The organism is Mucilaginibacter sp. (genome assembly GCF_035492695.1).
Taxonomy (GTDB): domain Bacteria; phylum Bacteroidota; class Bacteroidia; order Sphingobacteriales; family Sphingobacteriaceae; genus Mucilaginibacter.
On sequence record NZ_DATJJC010000032.1, the window covers coordinates 54,050 to 73,964 of the forward strand.

Annotated in this window: 17 protein-coding genes; 6 read left to right on the forward strand and 11 right to left on the reverse strand. The window is 47.6% G+C overall.

Annotation, left to right across the window (positions count from 1 at the left end):
* Positions 1-6: 6 nt before the first annotated feature.
* Positions 7-1,029 carry a hypothetical protein gene (locus tag VL525_RS19235; RefSeq protein WP_325388668.1) on the reverse strand — a complete coding sequence of 341 codons (1,023 nt, stop codon included), beginning with the start codon at positions 1,027-1,029 and terminating at the stop codon, positions 7-9.
* 425 nt (positions 1,030-1,454) lie between these two features.
* Here VL525_RS19235 and VL525_RS19240 point away from each other — a divergent pair, with 425 nt between their 5' ends.
* The 5 genes from VL525_RS19240 (at position 1,455) to ftcD (ending at position 8,220) form a co-directional block, all read left to right on the forward strand.
* On the forward strand, positions 1,455-1,958 hold the full coding sequence (locus tag VL525_RS19240) for a MarR family winged helix-turn-helix transcriptional regulator (protein WP_325388670.1): 504 nt from the start codon (positions 1,455-1,457) through the stop codon (positions 1,956-1,958).
* Entirely contained in the window at positions 1,951-3,513 is a 1,563-nt protein-coding gene (hutH, locus tag VL525_RS19245) for a histidine ammonia-lyase (protein ID WP_325388672.1), read from the forward strand. Before VL525_RS19240 ends, hutH begins: the two co-directional genes overlap by 8 nt.
* Positions 3,491-5,161 carry a urocanate hydratase gene (hutU, locus tag VL525_RS19250; protein ID WP_325388674.1) on the forward strand — a complete coding sequence of 557 codons (1,671 nt, stop codon included), beginning with the start codon at positions 3,491-3,493 and terminating at the stop codon, positions 5,159-5,161. Before hutH ends, hutU begins: the two co-directional genes overlap by 23 nt.
* 119 nt (positions 5,162-5,280) lie before the next feature.
* Entirely contained in the window at positions 5,281-6,507 is a 1,227-nt protein-coding gene (gene hutI, locus VL525_RS19255) for an imidazolonepropionase (protein WP_325388676.1), read from the forward strand.
* Between the two features lie 27 nt (positions 6,508-6,534).
* On the forward strand, positions 6,535-8,220 hold the full coding sequence (ftcD, locus tag VL525_RS19260) for a glutamate formimidoyltransferase (protein ID WP_325388679.1): 1,686 nt from the start codon (positions 6,535-6,537) through the stop codon (positions 8,218-8,220).
* Between the two features lie 802 nt (positions 8,221-9,022).
* Here ftcD and VL525_RS19265 read toward each other — a convergent pair.
* The 10 genes from VL525_RS19265 to VL525_RS19310 all read right to left on the reverse strand — a co-directional run bounded on the left by VL525_RS19265 (position 9,023) and on the right by VL525_RS19310 (position 19,044).
* Positions 9,023-9,373: a DUF2200 domain-containing protein gene (locus VL525_RS19265; protein WP_325388682.1), complete on the reverse strand. Its 351-nt coding sequence runs from the start codon at positions 9,371-9,373 to the stop codon at positions 9,023-9,025.
* Between the two features lie 57 nt (positions 9,374-9,430).
* Positions 9,431-9,913, reverse strand: a complete 483-nt coding sequence (locus tag VL525_RS19270; protein WP_325388685.1) for a hypothetical protein — start codon at positions 9,911-9,913, stop codon at positions 9,431-9,433.
* A gap of 43 nt (positions 9,914-9,956) precedes the next feature.
* Entirely contained in the window at positions 9,957-10,067 is a 111-nt protein-coding gene (locus tag VL525_RS19275; protein WP_325388688.1) for a DUF2200 family protein, read from the reverse strand.
* Between the two features lie 80 nt (positions 10,068-10,147).
* Entirely contained in the window at positions 10,148-10,663 is a 516-nt protein-coding gene (locus VL525_RS19280) for a hypothetical protein (RefSeq protein ID WP_325388691.1), read from the reverse strand.
* A gap of 242 nt (positions 10,664-10,905) precedes the next feature.
* Positions 10,906-11,667 (reverse strand): phage Gp37/Gp68 family protein, encoded by a 762-nt coding sequence (locus tag VL525_RS19285; protein WP_325388694.1) that lies wholly within the window; start codon positions 11,665-11,667, stop codon positions 10,906-10,908.
* Positions 11,668-11,669: 2 nt separating this feature from the next.
* Complete coding sequence (tcmP, locus tag VL525_RS19290; protein WP_325388696.1) at positions 11,670-12,767, reverse strand: three-Cys-motif partner protein TcmP; 1,098 nt, start codon at positions 12,765-12,767, stop codon at positions 11,670-11,672.
* Positions 12,768-13,837: 1,070 nt separating this feature from the next.
* The gene (gene nagB, locus VL525_RS19295; RefSeq protein WP_325388699.1) at positions 13,838-15,757 is read right to left on the reverse strand and encodes a glucosamine-6-phosphate deaminase; all 1,920 of its coding nucleotides are present in this window, start codon (positions 15,755-15,757) and stop codon (positions 13,838-13,840) included.
* 445 nt (positions 15,758-16,202) lie between these two features.
* Positions 16,203-17,369, reverse strand: coding sequence for an aminotransferase class I/II-fold pyridoxal phosphate-dependent enzyme (locus tag VL525_RS19300; protein ID WP_325388701.1), 1,167 nt, complete (start codon positions 17,367-17,369; stop codon positions 16,203-16,205).
* 2 nt (positions 17,370-17,371) lie between these two features.
* Positions 17,372-17,701, reverse strand: coding sequence for a hypothetical protein (locus VL525_RS19305; protein ID WP_325388703.1), 330 nt, complete (start codon positions 17,699-17,701; stop codon positions 17,372-17,374).
* Positions 17,702-17,703: 2 nt separating this feature from the next.
* Positions 17,704-19,044: an APC family permease gene (locus VL525_RS19310; protein WP_325388705.1), complete on the reverse strand. Its 1,341-nt coding sequence runs from the start codon at positions 19,042-19,044 to the stop codon at positions 17,704-17,706.
* Between the two features lie 82 nt (positions 19,045-19,126).
* On the opposite strand from VL525_RS19310, the gene VL525_RS19315 reads away from it, so the two are divergent.
* Positions 19,127-19,795: a hypothetical protein gene (locus tag VL525_RS19315; protein WP_325388707.1), complete on the forward strand. Its 669-nt coding sequence runs from the start codon at positions 19,127-19,129 to the stop codon at positions 19,793-19,795.
* Positions 19,796-19,915 lie beyond the last annotated feature (120 nt).

Consider the following 19,915-nt stretch of genomic DNA (forward strand, 5'->3'; position numbering starts at 1 on the left):
CTTATCTTATTGAAAACCCAGCGCTTTATCTTGCTTCAGAAGGCTAACCAGCGCTGTGGTATAGGTTATCGCATCCTTAGGTGTTAAGTGCGAAAATTCGGGGCACACCAGTTTGGCTGTAGTGGGGTTATCGCTGTAGAAAAATCCTTTACAACCGGTTTCTTTTAACAGCCGGTCCCAGTAGGCTTCGCGGGGGTACATGTGCTGCTCGGCCATTAAAAAGAAACCGTTGGAGGGGGTGCGCGTAAATATCACATCGCCGCCGCGCGCCTTTATCTTCGCCACATCGCGCACTACCGAATTCATAATGGTATCCAATGGTTTGCCGGTGGTGGGCGGCGTAGGGTCCATTCGTAAAAGGCCCCATATCGCTTTTACCTGGTTGTGCTGATTGGTATCAGCTATAAAATCGGCGGTCATTACGTTTTGCCGGTTATACAGGGTAACATCAAAGCCCGTAGGGAAATCGAGAAAAGGATATACCATCGGCCTGTCGGGTATATGCAAACCCCCTATCAAAGCATTAATAGCATAATGCCCTTCATTCAAAAATGCAAAGTGGCCTTCGACGGGTTTATCCAAATAGAAACTCGCCCTTTGCGAAGGGGTCAGGTCTTTGTAATAGGCTATACCCGCGTCGGGGTAGGTGTTCCCGCGCATCCTGTTAAAAAACAAGACTTCGGTAACATCAACAATAAGCCGCCCTTTAAATTTAGGGTCATCGGCCAGGTTAGTTAGTATATGCCGCGGCGATGAGGCAACCATGGCCAGTTGCACCGCATGTGTATTGGTTAACGACTCCCAGGTTGCAATATCCAGGTCGTATTTAATACGCGATGAGCCGATAAAAACAACAGCTTTGTCTGATGGTTCGTAAACCTGGTCGCGTACATGTGCCCAAAGTTCAGGGCCATCGTCATAATCTTTTTTTACCCCCTTGTGCCGCAGGAAAAGTTCCCACGAAACTAAAAAGGCTGCAACAAGAACTACAGCCAAAACAGCTGACTTGCCGGATACGTGTGTTTGCATATACTAAGTTTTAAGACCAGAAAATATTCGTAACAACAATTCCCCAAAAGCCAACTGTAGTAATAGCTTGCGCACTATTTAGGGACGGAAGTAGAAATTGTAATAAATTAAGCTCCACTAAAATAGGTATTTAAATGTAAAATCCAAATTAGTTCGGCATTAAGCAGAAGTATCGGTGGCAGGGTGTTGCGGTAAGAACAATAACAGATATCGGCCTGTGGCTAACTGCGCAGTATGATTAAATGGCTGACCCGCCGGGGAACGCCATTTGTTTGAACTAAGCTTTAAAAATGATAGGGCGAAAGGATCAAAGGATCTATATCCCGGGAATCTATAGATTGTTCCTATCCTCTCTTATGAGTCTTACTTCAAACAAAAAACATCCAAAACCTTGCAATTATATAAGCACTTATATAAATTGCACAATGAATTTCTATGAGGAGTTGGGGTATCTTGTTTTAGGCAGCCGTTTGAGGCGGCTAAGTGAGGCTTTCTTGTCTGAAATAAACAAGACCTACCAGGCGGCGGGCATTCCTTTTGACGCCAGCTGGTTCCCGGTTTTTTATTTGCTGTCGCAGAACGAATCGCTTTCCATCAAGGAATTGAGCGATGCTACAGGCGTTTCGCACCCGGCGGCAAGCCAGTTGGTAACAAACCTTAAAAATAAGAAACTCCTCAAAACAACGACAAGCAGCGATGATGGCAGACGGCAACTGGTGCAACTGACCAAAGCCGGTCGTGCTTTGCTGGAGCAGATATTGCCGGTATGGGAAGCGGTGAAGCAAACCATGGAGGAACTGGTGCATACCGACCCGGAAAGCGAACATTTGCTGGCCGCTATTTCGGGGGTTGAAAGATCATTTCGCGCGGTTAGCCTGTCTGAAAAAATAACGGAAAAGTTATCGGTGAAGGAGGTTGGGAATGAATAAGATTTTCAATTACGGCGTAAGCCATTTATCGATAGGCATTTGCCTGGATATTGCATCAGGCAAAGTTAAAGGTGTGCTAGGCACTGATGCCAGATCGAAGATAGTAGCATCATGGGAAGAAGTGAAAAAGATTGTTGCCCGCGAGATACCGGTTTATGGTATTAATACGGGTTTCGGTCCGCTTTGCAATACCCATATCCCCGAAGAGGATACCTGTGCGCTGCAATATAATCTGCTAAAAAGCCATAGTGTGGGTGTGGGCAAACCCATACCTGCTGAAATAGCCAAGCTAATGCTGATAACCAAGGTGCATGCCTTGGCGCAGGGCTATTCGGGCATTTCGATGGAAACACTCGATCGCATTATCTGGCACATCGATAAGGATATTATTCCTATCGTTCCTGAAAAAGGCTCGGTCGGCGCCTCGGGCGACCTGGCGCCGCTGGCACATTTGTTTCTGCCGCTGATCGGTTTTGGCGAAGTGAGCGACAGGGGAAAAAACGTACCTGCAGCTCAAATGTTAAAATCTTACGGTTTGGAGCCGATCAAACTGGGCCCGAAAGAAGGTTTGGCTTTGATCAACGGCACACAATTCATCCTTTCCTTCGCCGTAAAAGCGGTGCAGCGCATGCATAATGCCTTACAACTGGCGGATTTGGCCGGGGCGATGTCACTGGAAGGATTGATGGGTTCGGCGAGGCCGTTCGATCCAAGGCTGCATGCTATTCGTCCCTACAAAGGCAGCAAGCTGGTTGCCAACAGGCTGTTCAACCTGCTCGATCATTCCGAAATACTAAACTCACATGCTAACTGCGACCGCGTGCAGGACCCCTACTCGCTTCGCTGTATGCCGCAGGTACATGGCGCTTCGCGCAATGCATGGCTGCATTTGAAGGAATTGACAGAGATCGAACTGAATTCGGTAACAGACAACCCTATTATATTTAATGCCGACGATACCATCAGCGGGGGCAATTTCCATGGACAACCATTGGCCATACCACTGGATTACGCTACCATCGCGACAGCAGAACTGGGCAACATTGCCGACCGCCGCTGCTACCTGATGAGCGAAGGGCGTTATGGGTTACCAAAATTACTGACAGAACACGCCGGGCTGAATTCGGGCCTGATGATACCGCAATATACCACCGCCGCTTTGGTGACGGAGAATAAAACGCTTTGCTTCCCCGCCAGTGCGGACAGCGTGCCTACTTCGCTTGGACAGGAGGACCATGTTTCGATGGGTTCCGTAAGCGGGCGCAAACTGCACCAGGTGCTGGATAATTTGGAATATATACAAGCTATCGAACTACTGTATGCCGCACAGGCAATGGATTTCCGCAGGCCGCTAAAGTCGACACCAGTGATGGAAGCCTGCCACGATTATGTGCGGCAATATGTGCCTTTTATTAAGGAGGACAGGATATTCGCCGATGATATCAAGGCGCTGCATGGCATAGTAAAGGATGGTTCGCTGCTGGCTTTGGCCGACGAGGCAGCCGCCAAAAACAATATTAAACTGGATAACGATGACGAGTTCGGAATTTATTAAAACCTACGCCGCCCACCCGGTGTACCATGCTCCGCGGGGTATACAGCTGCACGCCAAAAGCTGGACCACGGAGGCTCCTTTGCGTATGCTGCTCAATAATTTGGATGCGCAGGTGGCCGAAAACCCGGATGAACTGGTAGTGTATGGTGGCATTGGCCAGGCAGCACGCAACCAGGAATCGTTACGCAAAATAATCGAGCTTTTACTGGAGCTGGACGAGGACCATTCTCTGCTGGTACAATCGGGTAAGCCGGTGGGTATCATCCGCAGCCACCCGCAGGCGCCGAGGGTATTGCTGGCCAACAGCAACCTGGTACCTGCCTGGGCAACCTGGGAACATTTTAATGAGCTGCGCTCGAAGGGCCTGATGATGTTCGGGCAGATGACCGCCGGCAGCTGGATCTATATAGGCACACAAGGTATTTTACAGGGCACCTATGAAACCTTTATGGAGTGCGGTCGCCAGCATTTTAATAGTGACCTGAAAGGCAAACTCATCGTAAGCGCTGGTCTTGGCGGCATGGGTGGCGCTCAGCCATTGGCTGCTACCATGGCAGGTGCTGTGTTTTTGGGTGCCGATGTAGATGCATCCAGGATACAAAAACGCGTCGACACGAAATATATCGATCGCATGACATATTCCTACGACGAAGCTATTGCCTGGGTAAAGGAAGCCATGGAAAATGGCGACGAATTGTCCGTTGGTTTAGTAAGCGATGCCGGCGATATGCTGGAGCACTTGCTGAAAGACAATTTTATCCCGCATGTGTTAACGGATCAAACCTCGGCCCATGACCCCATCAACGGTTACGTACCCAATGGACTAACTTTAGAAGAAGCCGCCGATCTGCGGAAAAGCGATCCGGCAAAATACAAAGACCTTTCGTTAAAAAGCATGGCGCGGCATGTGGGCCTTATGTTAGACCTCCAAAAGCGCGGAGCCATTACTTTTGACTACGGCAACAATATCCGCGAGTTTGCCAAACAGGGCGGCGAGCCAAACGCATTCAATTTCCCCGGCTTTACACCAGAATATATACGCCCGCTGTTTTGCGAGGGCAAAGGCCCTTTCCGCTGGGTGGCATTATCCGGCGATCCGGAAGATATTTATACTACTGACAAGGCATTAGCCGAAGCATTCCCCGAAAATAAACATTTGATCAACTGGCTCGAAAAAGCAAGGGAACGGATCGCCTTCCAGGGCTTGCCGGCACGTATCTGCTGGCTGGGCATGGGCGACCGGGAAAAAGCAGGGCTGATATTTAACGACCTGGTGCGAACCGGCAAGGTAAAAGCGCCGATAGTTATCGGTCGCGACCATTTGGATTGCGGCTCGGTAGCATCCCCAAACCGGGAAACAGAGGCGATGAAAGACGGCTCTGATGCGGTATCCGACTGGCCGCTGTTGAACCTGATGTCGAACACATCTGGCGGGGCAACCTGGGTATCTTTCCATCATGGCGGCGGTGTGGGCATGGGCTATTCGCAGCATGCGGGTATGGTTGTAGTAGCCGATGGTACCGGTCGCGCAGCAGAATGCCTGAAAAGAGTTTTATACAATGACCCCGCTATGGGCATTTTCCGGCATACGGATGCGGGTTATGAACAGGCGGAGGAGACGGCAAGAAAATTTAACTTATCTCTATAAGTAATGTCATTTCGAACGAGGAACGAGAGAGAAATCTTATACAACATGCATGTTGCTCCGGGTCATGCGCTTAAGATTTCTCGCTACGCATCGAAATGACATAGTTTATTAAGAAAACAATGAAACTAACCGGTCCATTTACCCAGATCCTAACCTTAGCGGGCTTACCGCTGAAGGGCGCTATCGCGGATGATCAATTGCAGATCATCCCGAATGGTGGGGTATTAACCGAAAATGGCCTGATCGTTGAAATCGGAGAATTCGAGCAACTAAGAAAAGATCACCCCAAAGCTGAAATTGAAGAGATAACCGGCGACCATGTGCTTCTCCCCGGCTTTATAGATTGTCATACCCATTTATGCTTTGCCGGCAACAGGTCGAAAGACTATGCACTCCGTATCGCGGGTAAAAGCTACCTGGAGATAGCCAAATCAGGCGGCGGTATCTGGGACTCGGTTGCGCAAACACGCCAGGCCGGCAAGGATGAATTAGCCGGGCTGCTGACTGACAGAGCCAACAGGCATTTAGCCGACGGCGTAACGACCATCGAAGTAAAAACAGGTTACGGGCTTAGTGTCGAACAGGAATTAAAACAACTGCGGGCCATCAGTTTAGCTGCACAAAGCTGCCTGGTTGATTTGATTCCAACTTGTCTCGCCGCCCATATTATGCCGAGGGATTTTTCGGGGCCGCCGAGCGGATACCTCGAATATATTTTGAACTATTTACTTCCGAAAGTTAAAAATGAAAACCTGGGCAACCGGGTGGATATATTTATTGAAGTGAGTGCCTTCGGCGCCTCCGACGCCACGCATTACCTGCGCGCCGCGCGGCAGCAAGGTTTTGACGTGACCGTGCATGCCGACCAATTTACCACTGGTGGCAGTGAGGTTGCGGTAGAGGTCGGCGCATTATCTGCCGACCACCTGGAGGCCAGTACAGAAAAAGAAATTAAAGGATTAGCTGCTTCGGATACCGTTGCAGTTGCTTTGCCAGGCGCATCCTTAGGTTTGGGTATAGGTTTTGCCCCCGCACGCCAGTTACTGGATGCGGGGGCCTGCCTGGCTGTTGCCAGCGACTGGAACCCCGGCTCGGCGCCCATGGGCGACCTCCTGATGCAGGCATCGATCCTGAGTGCCTACGAAAAGCTAACTACCGCAGAAACATTTGCGGCACTAACCTATCGCGCAGCAAAAGCACTAAATTTGACAGACCGCGGCACCCTGCAAAAAGGCACTTTAGCCGACATGCAGGCTTACCCCTGCAAGGATTACCGCGAGATACTATACCACCAGGGGAAGATGAAACCGGCGATAGTTTGGAAAGACGGGAATACTATTGCGTGATAATCAATGACTAATACCCAATGACCAATGACTAAACTCATAGAATGCGTACCCAACTTTAGCGAAGGCCGCGACCCCGGCATCATCAAACAGATAACCGACGAGGTGGAATCTGTCGAAGGTGTGCGTTTGCTGAATGTCGACCCGGGGAAGGCTACCAACCGTACCGTGGTAACTTTCGTCGGTGAACCGGAAAAAGTGATCGAAGCGGCGTTCCTGGCTATTAAAAAAGCAGGCGAGCTGATCGACATGAGCAAGCATACCGGCGAGCATCCCCGCATGGGCGCAACGGATGTTTGCCCGCTGATCCCCATCAGCAATATCAGCATGGAGGAAACGGCGGAATACGCAACTCGCCTGGCGGAACGTGTCGGGAAAGAGCTGAAAATACCTGCTTATCTATACGAATACGCGCAACCCGATAAAAGCCGGAGCAATCTGTCGATCATCCGCGCAGGTGAGTACGAAGGCTTTTTCAAAAAGATAAAGCAACCCGAATGGAAGCCCGATTTTGGTCCGGCAGAATTTGACGCCAGGCGCGGCGCTACGGTTATTGGGGCAAGGGATTTCCTCATCGCGTATAATGTCAACCTGAATACCACTTCCGTTCGTCGGGCTAATTCCATTGCCTTTGATGTTCGCGAGGCTGGTCGCGTGATGCGCGAGGGCGACCCGGTAAACGGAAAGATCATCAATGACGAGAACGGCAAGCCCCGCACTATCCCCGGCTCGCTGAAAGCCGTCAAGGCCATCGGCTGGTATATTGAAGAATACGGCATTGCGCAGATATCCATGAACCTGACCAATATCGAAGTAACGCCGGTTCATAAAGCGTTCGATGAGGTGTGCAATAAGGCCAACGCGCGTGGCATACGCGTAACCGGCAGCGAACTGGTGGGGCTTATCCCCCTCAAATCGATGCTGGATGCGGGTAAGTACTTCCTGGCCAAACAGCAGCGGTCGACCGGCGTTAGCGAAAAGGAATTGGTGCGTATAGCCATCAAATCGATGGGGCTGGATGAACTGGGGCCTTTCAAACCGGAAGAACGTATCATCGAATACTTACTGAGAGATAAGGCTGATAGCACGTTAGTCGACATGAGCCTTACCGGTTTTGCCGACGAAACGGCCAGCGAAAGCCCTGCCCCGGGCGGGGGTTCCATCTCGGCTTATGTGGGTGTGCTGGGTGCCTCGCTGGCGACCATGGTTGCTAACCTGTCATCACATAAAAAGGGTTGGGACAACCGCTGGGAGGAGTTCAGCGAGTGGGCCGAGCAGGGCCAGCATTACAAAAACGAGCTCACCAAACTGGTGGATAAGGATACCATCGCCTTTAACCGCATAATGGAAGCCTTCAACCTGCCAAAGGGCAGCGACGAAGAAAAAGCCGCCCGAACAGAAGCTATACAAACCGCCACCCGGTACGCCATCGAGGTACCGTTTAATGTGATGAAGCTGGCCTACCAAAGCATGGAAGTGATAAAAGCCATGGCCGAAACCGGCAACCCCAACTCGGTAACCGATGCCGGCGTGGCTGCCCTTTGCGCCCGCACCGCCGTTTTGGGCGCCTTCATGAACGTACGCATCAACGCATCGGGGTATAAGGACAAAGCCTACACCGATAAAGTATTGGCCGAGGGTAACGCCCTGCAGCAAATGGCGATGGACCGGGAGGCGGAGATTTTGGAGATAGTGAACGGGAAGATAGGCTGAGTTTTGAGTCGGGAAGTCCGAAAGTCCGCATAAGTCCGGAAGATGATTTCATGCTGGGCGAACTACCGGTACACAAAGTGTTCACGCGCGCACCCTCTTCCAGGCATTTATTCGCAGTAATAGCCCAATTATCAGCTTCTTATATTTTACACGAAGTATCAAAAATAGCCCTTTATTGCAATTGGCGTGAACACCTGTTTGGAGACGCTGAAAGTCAGTAGGTTATGCCCGAATTTCACCGCGATAAAATACGGCTATTTTCACCAATATCCACCAAAAAGCAACACCCGGCCACTTTAGGCAACACCAGGCCGCTTCGAGCCAATTTTAGCCAATTTTGCAACGCCGATTTTGGCTTAGTGTAACAAAAATGTTCAAATACCGGGCGATAGCATAAATTAAAACGGATACACTTAGCTCTTGCTGGTGGTGTGGTCACCAATGAAAGCGAAACCCGCCCCCTTGTCATTGCGAGCGACCGCAGGAAGCGCGGCAACCTCATCGCCCATGCATGGGAATTTGTCTGAACTATGATTTGTATGATTAAAAGATTATAAGATAAAAAGTGCGTTGTCACACTGAGGCGCTCGAAGTGTGTGCGTGGGGCCCTGCCCGCCATGCTTCGAGAGCCTCAGCATGACAGCCCCTGTTGGTGTGGGCACCAATGAAAGCGCCCCCCATATGTCATTGCGAGCGACCGCAGGAAGCGCGGCAACCGCGTCGCCAATGCATGGCCACTGCAAAGCAACGGGGTGCTTCATCAACCACCGTGTAAAGTGTAAAGACGCATAATTATGCGTCTCTACCTCCTCAAAATCTTCTCCATCGCCCTCCCCTTTGCCAGCTCATCTATCAGCTTATCCAGGTAGCGCACCTTCTGCATCACCGGGTCCTCTATCTCCTCTACCCGGTAGCCGCAGATAACGCCGGTAATTTTAGAAACGTTCGGGTTTAAGGCCGGCGCTTCGGCAAAAAAGGTTTCAAAGTCGGTTTTATTGGCTATCACCTGCTTCAGCCCCTGTGCATCATACCCGGTAAGCCAGGTAATGATCTCATCCACTTCGGCTTTGGTGCGGCCCTTCCTTTCCGCCTTGTTAATATAAAGCGGGTAAACGCCGGCGAAAGACATGCGGTAAACACGGGTGTTATCCATGATGGTTTTTTAAAAGTAGGTTTTTAGCAAAATGAAAAAGTTCAAATCGGAATAAATTTATTCTGCGTCCCCGTCGTATATTCTTGTGTAGTCGGCAAATTCGGTCCCGTTCAAACTTTCGGTGATCACTTTTTTTGCTATGTCAAAATCTACAACGTAACAACATACTTCCATGGTTCCGCTGCCTATACTGCCCCCATCGCAATGGCCTAGCCCGGCCCAACCTAGCACACTATCCATTTTATCCTGTAGCCTGGCTCTTTTATCTAAATCCATGTTGGAACCCATCCCATCCACTTCAAATTCGATCAGCAAAGTAAAATGGTCGTCGATATCTATCTCGGTGTACCGTTCATTTATTTTAGCTGAAACTTCCTTTTGAATTTTTTTGGTAAAGCTTTGCAATAAAGTCGAACTGACTTCTTTGCTTTCACCAGTTTGGCCTGCAATACCCCAATGGACTATTCCTGTTTTTTTATTCTTGTCCCACGTTTCCCAGTAGTGCAGAATACCGTCAATGTTTTTGTAAAGTTTAAGCATAAGCCTGAATTTGTTAGCGCTAATTTAGCACTTTAGTAATTGATTAGATGATCTCATCCACTTCGGCTTTGGTGCGGCCCTTCCTTTCCGCCTTGTTAATATAGAGCGGGTAAACGCTGGCGAAAGACATGCGGTAAACATGGGTGTTGTCCATGATGGTTTTTTAGCAAAGTTAGGGTTTTCAGGTCGATGACAAAGCGTACCCCAAGGTTGAGGCCAGGTTCGCCAAAAAGATTAAACGAAGTACGACAACAATACCATCAAAAATCCATTTGCGTTTTCAAAGTTAGCCCTTTGTTGGTCGAGTGATGGTATATCTTTGATTCCATGGAAAAGATTATTGCGGAGCCGGTAGACGATGATCGTCAGTGCCAGTATTTTTTCGCCAGTCTGGCTTGCCGGATTGATTAGCGTTTGTTGCACGAATGCCTGTCTATCGGCTTGCCTAAAATGCAAAGCTGCAAAACGTTGGTTTGGTAAGCCGTTTCCATCTATATACCTATTTTTAAAGTAATTATAGAAAGGCAGAAAAGGTTGTTCATTAAACTGCCGTTGCTGGAATCTCTGTTCAGCGCTGGCAATGGAAAAACTTGTGTGAAATACGACGCCTTCCAGAACATTCCAAAGCAAGGTGAAGTCTCGCGCTGCATCAATGTCCTCCTGACTAAAGTTGCGATGAAATGTTTGATTAATCCAATTTAACATGCTCTTCCTTCTAAAAACCCATCTTATCCAACGAACGATGTTCATGATGAAACAATATATTTTAATTTAATCTGATGGCTATTTCAATAGAGAGCACTTTACTATGCATGCGCTTATAAGCATGTCTAAATTCACAATCGTTACATCCACAATTGTCAGCCGGATGAACGCAATGACACCCTTGATTACAACCATTTGGAAAATGATCATACAGCATTTTTATTTCCCATTCATTCGGTTGAGGTTCTCTCCAATCTTCCATTTTAGGTCAATAAAATATTGATAAATTAAGCTGCTTTACCAGGCATTTCCCTATAAATTTTCCCGTCAAGTTCACATCCACCTTTTGCATGTTGCGGATGATCCGCCATTATAGTTGGATCTTCAGGGTTGACATTGAACTTAGGTTTGCCCCATTGCTTGAAAAAGAAGGCTACCTTGTTCTTCTCACATTCATCTTTGACATGGTCGATCCACGCCTTTCTTACTGGACGCGCCTTGTGACCTGACTCACCGCCAACGATTACCCAATCAATCTTAGCAAGATTTAAGGTTTTGACCGGTCCAATAAGTGGCTCTATCGACAAAAATTTAGTTTTTGCAGCTGTTTGAGAAAGTTCTGATATGCGGCTTGTGTATTTTTCATTCTCTACTGAAACACCCATCCAAATATTTTCTGTCCAATTCAATTGAGATGACAATTCTAAAAGTCTATCAGAGCGCTTGGTAAGCACCTGATAAATATGTTGCGGTGTGTTGTTCATTACTGCGAATACGGCTTTTATGAAATCAGCAGGTATTTCTGGATGAAACAAATCGCTCATTGAGTTCACAAAAACGATCTTTGATTTTTTCCAGGTAAAAGGTGTATTCAATTCTCCAGGATGCAATCTAATATTGAATCCATCTTTGTATTTTTCAACGCCCATTGCCTTTAGCCGCTTAGACATAACTTCGGCATAACAAAATTTGCAGCCTGGACTAATTTTATTACAGCCAGTAACCGGATTCCAGGTTAATTCTGTCCATTCAATATTTGATTGTGCCATAATTAGATAATTAATTTTGTTTGCGAGCTTTTTATTTTATGAATATCAGCGGAAACTGAAATATACTCATTCTTTATGTTGTTTTCAGATCGCAATTTCCTTAATACAATGTTCGCATGTTTAGGTAAAAACCCAGACATTAAAGAATATTCATAAACTTGGTAGTTAGTTTTCAATGTTTTATTTAAAATAAGCTCTTTTAATTCGCTTTCAAAAGCTTCAATTTTTTTTGGACCAACGACTCTACCACTGAATAGATCCATCTGATTAATAGTATGATTGTCGTTGTCTATGTCAAAATTAGCTTCGCCTCTTATTCTATCCAACTTCCACGATTGATTTAAAAACTTTTCTATGCCCAACGTATGACCAGATCCGAAAATTAAACCATAAATATTTGAAGACTTTTTAATTGAGAAAGGAGCTAGGTAATATAATACCGTCAACGGAATGAGTGACTTATAATAACTAAAAATAGTACGATGGATATTGTAATAGTTATTATTTATTAGATCGGATTGATTAATAACCATGTGCTTTTCAAACGACTCGTGGTCAGCAAATCGTGCAAAATATGAAGATGATATAAAGAACAAAATATCGGTTGTTGAGGCTGAAATTAAACTCGAAAATACATCTCGGTTGATTTGTTTTATCCCGTTTTGATCTAAAAATACAAGATTCGCGCTATCACGGGCAGCTATTTTAGGATAGAATTCCTTAAAAATAACTTGAAAATCTTCATTATAATGTTGAACATTAATATAATCTACTTTACCATATTCATTCAAGTTTTGAACCAGTGTACTATATTTCGCTTTATCAAATTCATTTAAATAAACATTTACTTTAAGGTTATTCCTCAGGATATAATCCTCGTATTTTTTTATATTATCGAGAATAATTATTGGACTGCCTTTTGTTCCCGCACAGTCATATCCCTCGCCGGCAAAGAAATCGAAAACATTGATTACTGGCCATATTATTTCTTTTTTAGACAAAAAAACGGGCAACCACTCAAGTAAATAGCCTTCAAATAAAGCTAACTTGGTTTTTGTCCCTTCATCAAATGGTTTTCTAAAAAGGTTCTTTCCGGGCATAATCAAAAATACTAAAATTTTTAGCTAAAATACTAACACTGGTTAAAAATAGACGTTAATAACTTTAAAATCAACCCGTGAAAACACCCATTTTTTATTTAACTATTTGTTAAACAGCGATTTCCAAATCCACCGCCCGCGCACGCGGCATGCGTGCGCTTAATGTGAACCAGCGATAGTAGCGCATATCAGCCACGTGGTTAAGGCTCGTCCGGTATGATCCGATATGCATCGGGACAAGTCTTAAAAAAGCGCCCCGGGGGCGCGTTTTTAAGTTGACGGTTGGCAAGACCTCAGATTACTGCCCCAAACTGGCATGAGTATGACGCACTGGCCCTGCGTGTAATAGCTACTCGTGACCATTGAGTTCCATTCCCACCTGCCTCAAGCCTCCCCGCCTGTGCCCCGCAGACAGGTAACGCAAATGCCGCACTATTCATGGTTAACACCCCTTTAATCAACTTTATCACAATGTTTTGATAATCAAATATTTATATATTATATAACTAAAATTGTGTTAACCATGTTAACCCTCTAATAGTCCGCGCTAAGGATTGCAGTGATACCGGCCCTGCGCCTAATGCCTGGCAGGCGTATAAACGAAAAGCCTGACCCGAGGAACGAGGGGAGCGCCCTATTGCGCAGTTGGCAGTGGGCAGTGGGCAGTGGGCAGTTGGCGGTTTGATCCTGTTAATTCTTTAATCCTGAAAACGGCGCAGCCTTCTTGAATACCTTTTAAAAACAAACAATAAGTTCCGGCAATAATCATCAATAGATCCTTCGCTACGCTCAGGATGACAAAAGGGTATAAAACACGCAGAGACGCATGATTGTGCGTCTCTGCAAATAGGTATTATTCTACCCTCTCCTTTGGAGAGGGGCCGGGGGTGAGGCTAAAAATGACACCTCCGTTGGTCCGGATTTCCAAATCCCGGACTAAAATCATCAATAGATTCTTCGTTACGCTCGGGATGACAAAAGGGCATAAAACACGCAGAGACGCATAATTATGCGTCTCTGCAAATAGGTATTATTCCCCCCTCTCCTTTGGAGAGGGGCCGGGGGTGAGGCTAAAAATGGTACCTCACAAACGCTTCCATGGCCTGGTATTCGGCCAGACCGAGGCGGTCGTAGGCTTGTGCGGTTTCGCGGTTGCGGTCTTCGGCGCGTACCCAAAACTCGCGGGCATCATCACCCGGGAACACCGCCCTGTCCTTTTGGCTCTGGTGCTTAAATATGGCGTTGCGCTTGCGCAAAACCTCCTGCGGCGATAGCGGCACGGCCATTTCAATTTCGTAGGTTTCAAACTCCTTCCAGGCGCCGCGGTACATCCATACCCAGCAATCCTTCACCCAGTCTTCGGTTTCGCGCAGTTTGCGCAGCGCGGCTATCACAATGTTAAAGCAAACCAGGTGGGTACCATGCGGATCTGCAAAGTCGCCGGCCACAAATACCTGCTGCGGTTTTATCTTTTGCAGCAGCACCATGGTCAGTTCCACGTCGGCGTCGGTAATGGGGTTTTTCTGCGTTTTGCCCGTCTCGTAAAAAGGCAGCGCCTGGAAATGGATATGGTCATCGTCCAGCCCGGCGTAGCGCGCGCCCGATATGGCCTCCGTTTTGCGGATAAAGCCTTTTACATCGCGTATTTCCTTGGTGTCTATTTCGTTCGGCTGTTTGGAGGCAATAAAGCTCCGCATATCTTCGTACAGGCCCTTCAGGTGACTGTTATCATCGCCTATGCTCTGGTTAAAATCGATGGCGAACTCCATATAGCGCAGCACGTCATCGTCCCAAACGGCGGTATTGCCCGATGTTTGGTAAGCCACATGCACATCGTGCCCCTGGTCAACCAAACGGATGAACGTACCGCCCATGGATATTACGTCATCATCGGGGTGCGGCGAAAATACGATAGAGCGTTTTTGTGCCGGCATGGCCCGCTCCGGCCGCTGGCTGTCGTCGGCGTTCGGTTTACCGCCCGGCCAGCCGGTAATGGTATGCTGTATCTGGTTAAATATGTCGATATTGATGTTGTAAACCGGCCCCTGCTCCACCGCCAGCTGCGCCATGCCGTGGTTGTTGTAATCCTCCTCGGTCAGTTTCAGTATGGGTTTGTTCAGCGTTTCGGCCAGCCATATCACGGCTTTCTTTTTCAGCTGCTGGTTCCATACGCAATCCTTCACCAGCCATGGGGTGCCAAAGCGGGTCAGTTCAGATGCGGCGTCCTCGTCCAGGACAAACTCGACATGATCGGACAGTTGCAGGTAAGTAGCCGGCACATCGCCCGAAATTTCACCCTCGACGGCCTTTTTGATGATCGGCGCTTTCTTGCCGCTCCAGGCCATCAGCACAATTTCGCGGGCCTTAAATATGGTACCTATGCCCATCGTAACGGCCTTGGTTGGCACGTTGGCCTTGCCGCCGAAGTCGCGCGAGGCGTCGTTACGGGTAAGGTCGTCCAAAGTAACCAGGCGCGTGCCCGAGTTTGGCGCCGAGCCCGGCTCGTTAAACCCAATGTGACCGGTACGACCGATACCGAGTATCTGCAGGTCGAGCCCGCCCAGGGCGTTTATCTGGCGTTCATATTCCAAACAAAAGGCCGGGATATCGTCCTGCTTCAATGTACCATCCGGAATGTGAACATTGGCTTTGTCAATATCTACATGGCTAAACAGGTTCTCGTTCATGAAAGTGACATAGCTTTGCGCCGCCTTCGCCTTCATGGGGTAATATTCGTCAAGGTTAAAGGTGATCACGTTCTTAAAGCTCAGGCCCTCCTGCTTGTGCATGCGCACCAGTTCGGCATAAACGCCTATGGGGGTAACGCCGGTTGCCAGGCCAAGCACGGCCTGTTCGCCGCGGTCCTGCTTGCTGCGGATAAGGTCGGCTATGCGTTTTGCCACCGCCGCCGAAGCCACTTTTTGATTGGGGTACACCGTTACCGGCAGTTTTTCGTACCGGGTCTCTTCCAATAAATTTAATCTTGCCATTTGTAGGTCTTTGTTCGGGTTTTTAATTAGTAAAGCAATTTATAAAAAAAATCCCCGCAATGCGGGGATTTCAATCAAACCAATTTAACTATCAAATTATTCCACATGACAGGTGAAACAATAAGGAGATCTTTTATTCTTTTTATGCTATGTTTTAACATTGTATGCGTAGGGACGATCCTTAACAGGAAATTAATCCTTTTTATTAAGATAATACAAATGTAATTACCAGAATTGATAAGTGCAAATACTTTTTAAATTTTTTTAATAAGTGAAAAGACTATGCAGGCGATGTTAAACTTTTGACTTAATACTTTTGACTTTAATAAGGGCGTTCCCCTCCTTCGTCGGGTCAGGCCATCCATTCATACTGCGCACGGCATTATTCACAGGCCGGTATCCATTGCTGTCCTTAACGCAAAAGATCACAGCTGCTGCTTCTCAATTACGATATCCGCCCCAGCGCCTGCTCCAAATCTCTGATCAAATATTCCGGCTCCTCCAAACCAACATACATGCGAATCAACTGGTAGCGGTTAGGGTTCACGGCATCATACTCGTTTTCGGGCAGCGCGGCTATGGATGGAATGATCAAACTCTCGTGCCCGCCCCAGGATACCGCCATCAGGATATGCTGCAATGAGTTACAAAAGGTCTCTATCTTATCAAACGCCGGGTCCTTCAGCACAAAGCTGAACAGCCCGCCGCAGCCCTGCATTTGCTGCCGGGCCAGGTCGTGCTGTTTAAAATCCCCGCGGAACGGCCATATCACATGGGATACTAAAGGGTGGTTTGACAGCCAGTCGCTAACCACTTTAGCGCTTTCAAAACTGCGCTCCAACCGCAGCGGCAAGGTCCGAAGCCCCCGTATCAGCAGCCAGGCCGAGTGCGGCGACAGCGACGGCCCGATCGTCATATATTCATGATCGAATATTTGTTTGATCAGTTCCCGCTTACCGGTTACCACGCCTGCTACCACATCCGAATGCCCCCCGATGTACTTGGTAGCCGTTTGCGCCGACAGGTCGATACCCAATTCAATGGGCCTTTGGTAAAGCGGCGTGCAGTAGCTGTTATCTATCATCGTCAAAATACCTTTGGATTTTGCCAGGTCGGCTACCGCTTTCAGGTCCTGCAACTCGTAGCTGAAGGTGTTAGGGCTTTCCAGGTAGATCAGCCTGGTTTCTGGCTTTATCGCATCCTTAAAATGCTGGATGTCCGTTCCATCAATAAAAGTGGTCGTTATCCCAAACTTCGGCAGGAAGTTTTTGAACAACTTTATTGTCCAGCTATACGGGTTCTCCACCGACACCACATGGTCGCCCTGTTTCAGCAGGGCCAGTATGGGCACCGTAATGGCCCCTATCCCGCTGCTGAAAACCAGCGCATCCTCCGCCCCATCCAAAGCCGCCAGCTTTTTGCGCAGTATATTCAGCGTAGGGTTATTACCTCGCGAGTACAGGTCGGCATCAAATTCGTCCGCCAGCGCATTGCGAAAATCCTTAACCGTTTTAAAGGCAAAATTGCTGGTTTGTATTATGGGCGGTGCAACGGCGTTAAAATAGTTTTCCCGTTCTTCGCCAAGCTCATTCAGTATGTAGGAGATATCCATTATTAAAATATATCAGTTAACGTCACCAGCATCAAAATAAACACCGGTATAATATCAAGTATAAAAATCAGGGTCAGCAGTGTTTTCGCGGGCGCCGTCCGCAACGTTTTTTTAAATGCAATGCGCAGGGTTAATACCGCGAAAAAAAGCAAATACACAACAACACCGGCAAATATCAGCAGCCATTTGGTTTCGTCAAAAATAAAATCAAAAGGATCATTTACCAGGTACGCCGTACATAAAAACCCCAGCGCCTGCAATACTAGGAATACTTTGGCCCTAAGCCGGATGCCTTTAAGCACGTAAATTTCCTGGGCAATCGTTTCAGTCATATTTACTCTGTTTTATCAGGTCTGTGCTTGCGAGCACCCAGGTAATATATTCCCAACCCCAAAGCATAACAAGCCAGGCATATCAGCGCAGCATAGGGGTTTTCTTTAAACGTGATAAAGATATTGATCGTCACGAACCAGTAGGCCAGGATAAATATCAATGGCACCAGCGGGAACCACCCAATGGTGTATATCTCCTTTTTATCCAAATGCTTTGTCTTTTTGCGCAGGCTGAAAATGGTTAATGCCGCTACCGAAAGCCCTATCGTATCAAAAAACATCACGTATTTTAGCATATTGCTGAAGGTATCCACAAAGAACAGGATAACCAGCGTTGCCGCTACAAAAAAGCTCATGCCAAATTCCTGCACCTGTGTTTTTTCATTCACCTTTTTAAATATCGGCGGCAAAATGCCATCCTCGGCCATGGCATAGTAAACGCGCGGATTGGCCAGCACATTTACATTGACATAGGCCAGTACCCCGCCGAACAATAGCAGCGAGGTTATCTTATAACCGGTTGGGCCGAAAAGCACGCCCATCATTTTAGCCGCCAGCGCCGGGGTATGCTGCAGGCCGCCTATCCCCAATACTTTGAAATAGGCGAAATTAACGGCCAGGTACAGGAAAATGACAACCGATATTCCCAGCGCAATTGCCTTTGGGATATTCGACTTCGCATCGATAATATCACCGCCGAAGTTGATGGTTTGCTGGTACCCGCCATAGGTGAAGAAAACCGCCACCAAACTAAGCCCGAAGGCTGTTATTTTATTGGTGCTTAAAGAATGCGTAACGGTGACCGCCGCGGGATAGGCGTCACTCTTAAATACAGCCAGGCAGATCAAAAGGATGAGCCCGATCTTAAACGTGATAAGCAGGTTTTGCACACGGGCGCTCATTTTGATTCCCAAAAAATTGATGACATACAGCAGCAGCACCGAAGCGATGGTAATAATGCGCGTACCGGTTGCATTTTGGAGGGATGGCGGCAGCAGGAAGGGCCTGATGTAATCGGAACCGATAAGCGCCACGGCAGCCACCGACGCCGCGTTGCTGATCACCAGCACCCAATTGATCATAAAGGCAAAAGCCGGGTGGTAACAGTACGAATAAACCTTGTAAAATCCCCCGGTGTTGGGGTAGCGCGAGCCGATCTCGGCAAATGTAAGCGCGCCGCATAAAGTCACCAGCCCCCCAAATATCCATGCCCCAAAAAATATCCATGGGCCGCCCGCTTCATTGGCCACATCGGCCGGGGTTGCAAATATACCCATGCCTATTACCAGGCTTATCACGATCATGGTCAGGTCGAAGCGGTTAAGCCTTGGTTTAATACTCATTATTTTATTAGTTCGTTTTTAACTATTTATGTATTATTTTTGCTTTTGACCCTAATTTTAGCAAAACTATTGACTACCGCGTATGGGTGTGCTCTGTTTTTTAAGGCAATTTAAACAAATATTATTTACAACATTGGTTTTACTTGTTGGTATAACAGCCTTGTCGCAAGTAAAGCCAAAAGTGGCCGCACTGCACCAGGAAGCACCAAAACTCATTAGTCCCTACCGCCGCGAGTTTCTCCGTTTAGCAACTGACGCGAATGTCGTATTTAATTTCCCCTCCGGGTTCAGGGAGATACTGCCGCCGAATGATGATTATTTTTCGTTTGACTACGCCATGGAGACTTCCGGGCATCAATTCGAGATATGGTTCAAAGTAAGTTCGCAGAAGAACGACTGGAAGAATTACCTTACCATGCGCAACGACCCGGGGAGACAACTGCCTAACCCCGATACCGGTTACCTGGCCAAAGGAAGGGCCATTGCAAAAACACTTGCCGACGACACCGTATCGGTAACGCGTACAATAGACCAGGAAGTTCTAAAACGTTACAATGCCAGCGCCGGCAAATCGTACCTGGTAGATATGCCCTACCGGGCGGCAACCAAACATTACAAGTACGCCCTGGTGCTGGCTATCGAAAAGGACCATATTGGCACTGTGCTGATGGTTTGTTTTACCGACGAAAAAAGTCCCGAGTTCTTCAGGAACGTTAACCGGATAAGCCACTATTTGAAGTTCAAATCCTAACGGATTTTATTGGAAGGCTGTAAAGTTGAAAGGTTGGTTCCGATAGCTATCGGGAGTTACAATACAACTTAACCAATGTTGATAAGTTGGCACATTTAGACTGGCTCGTTTCAGCAGAAA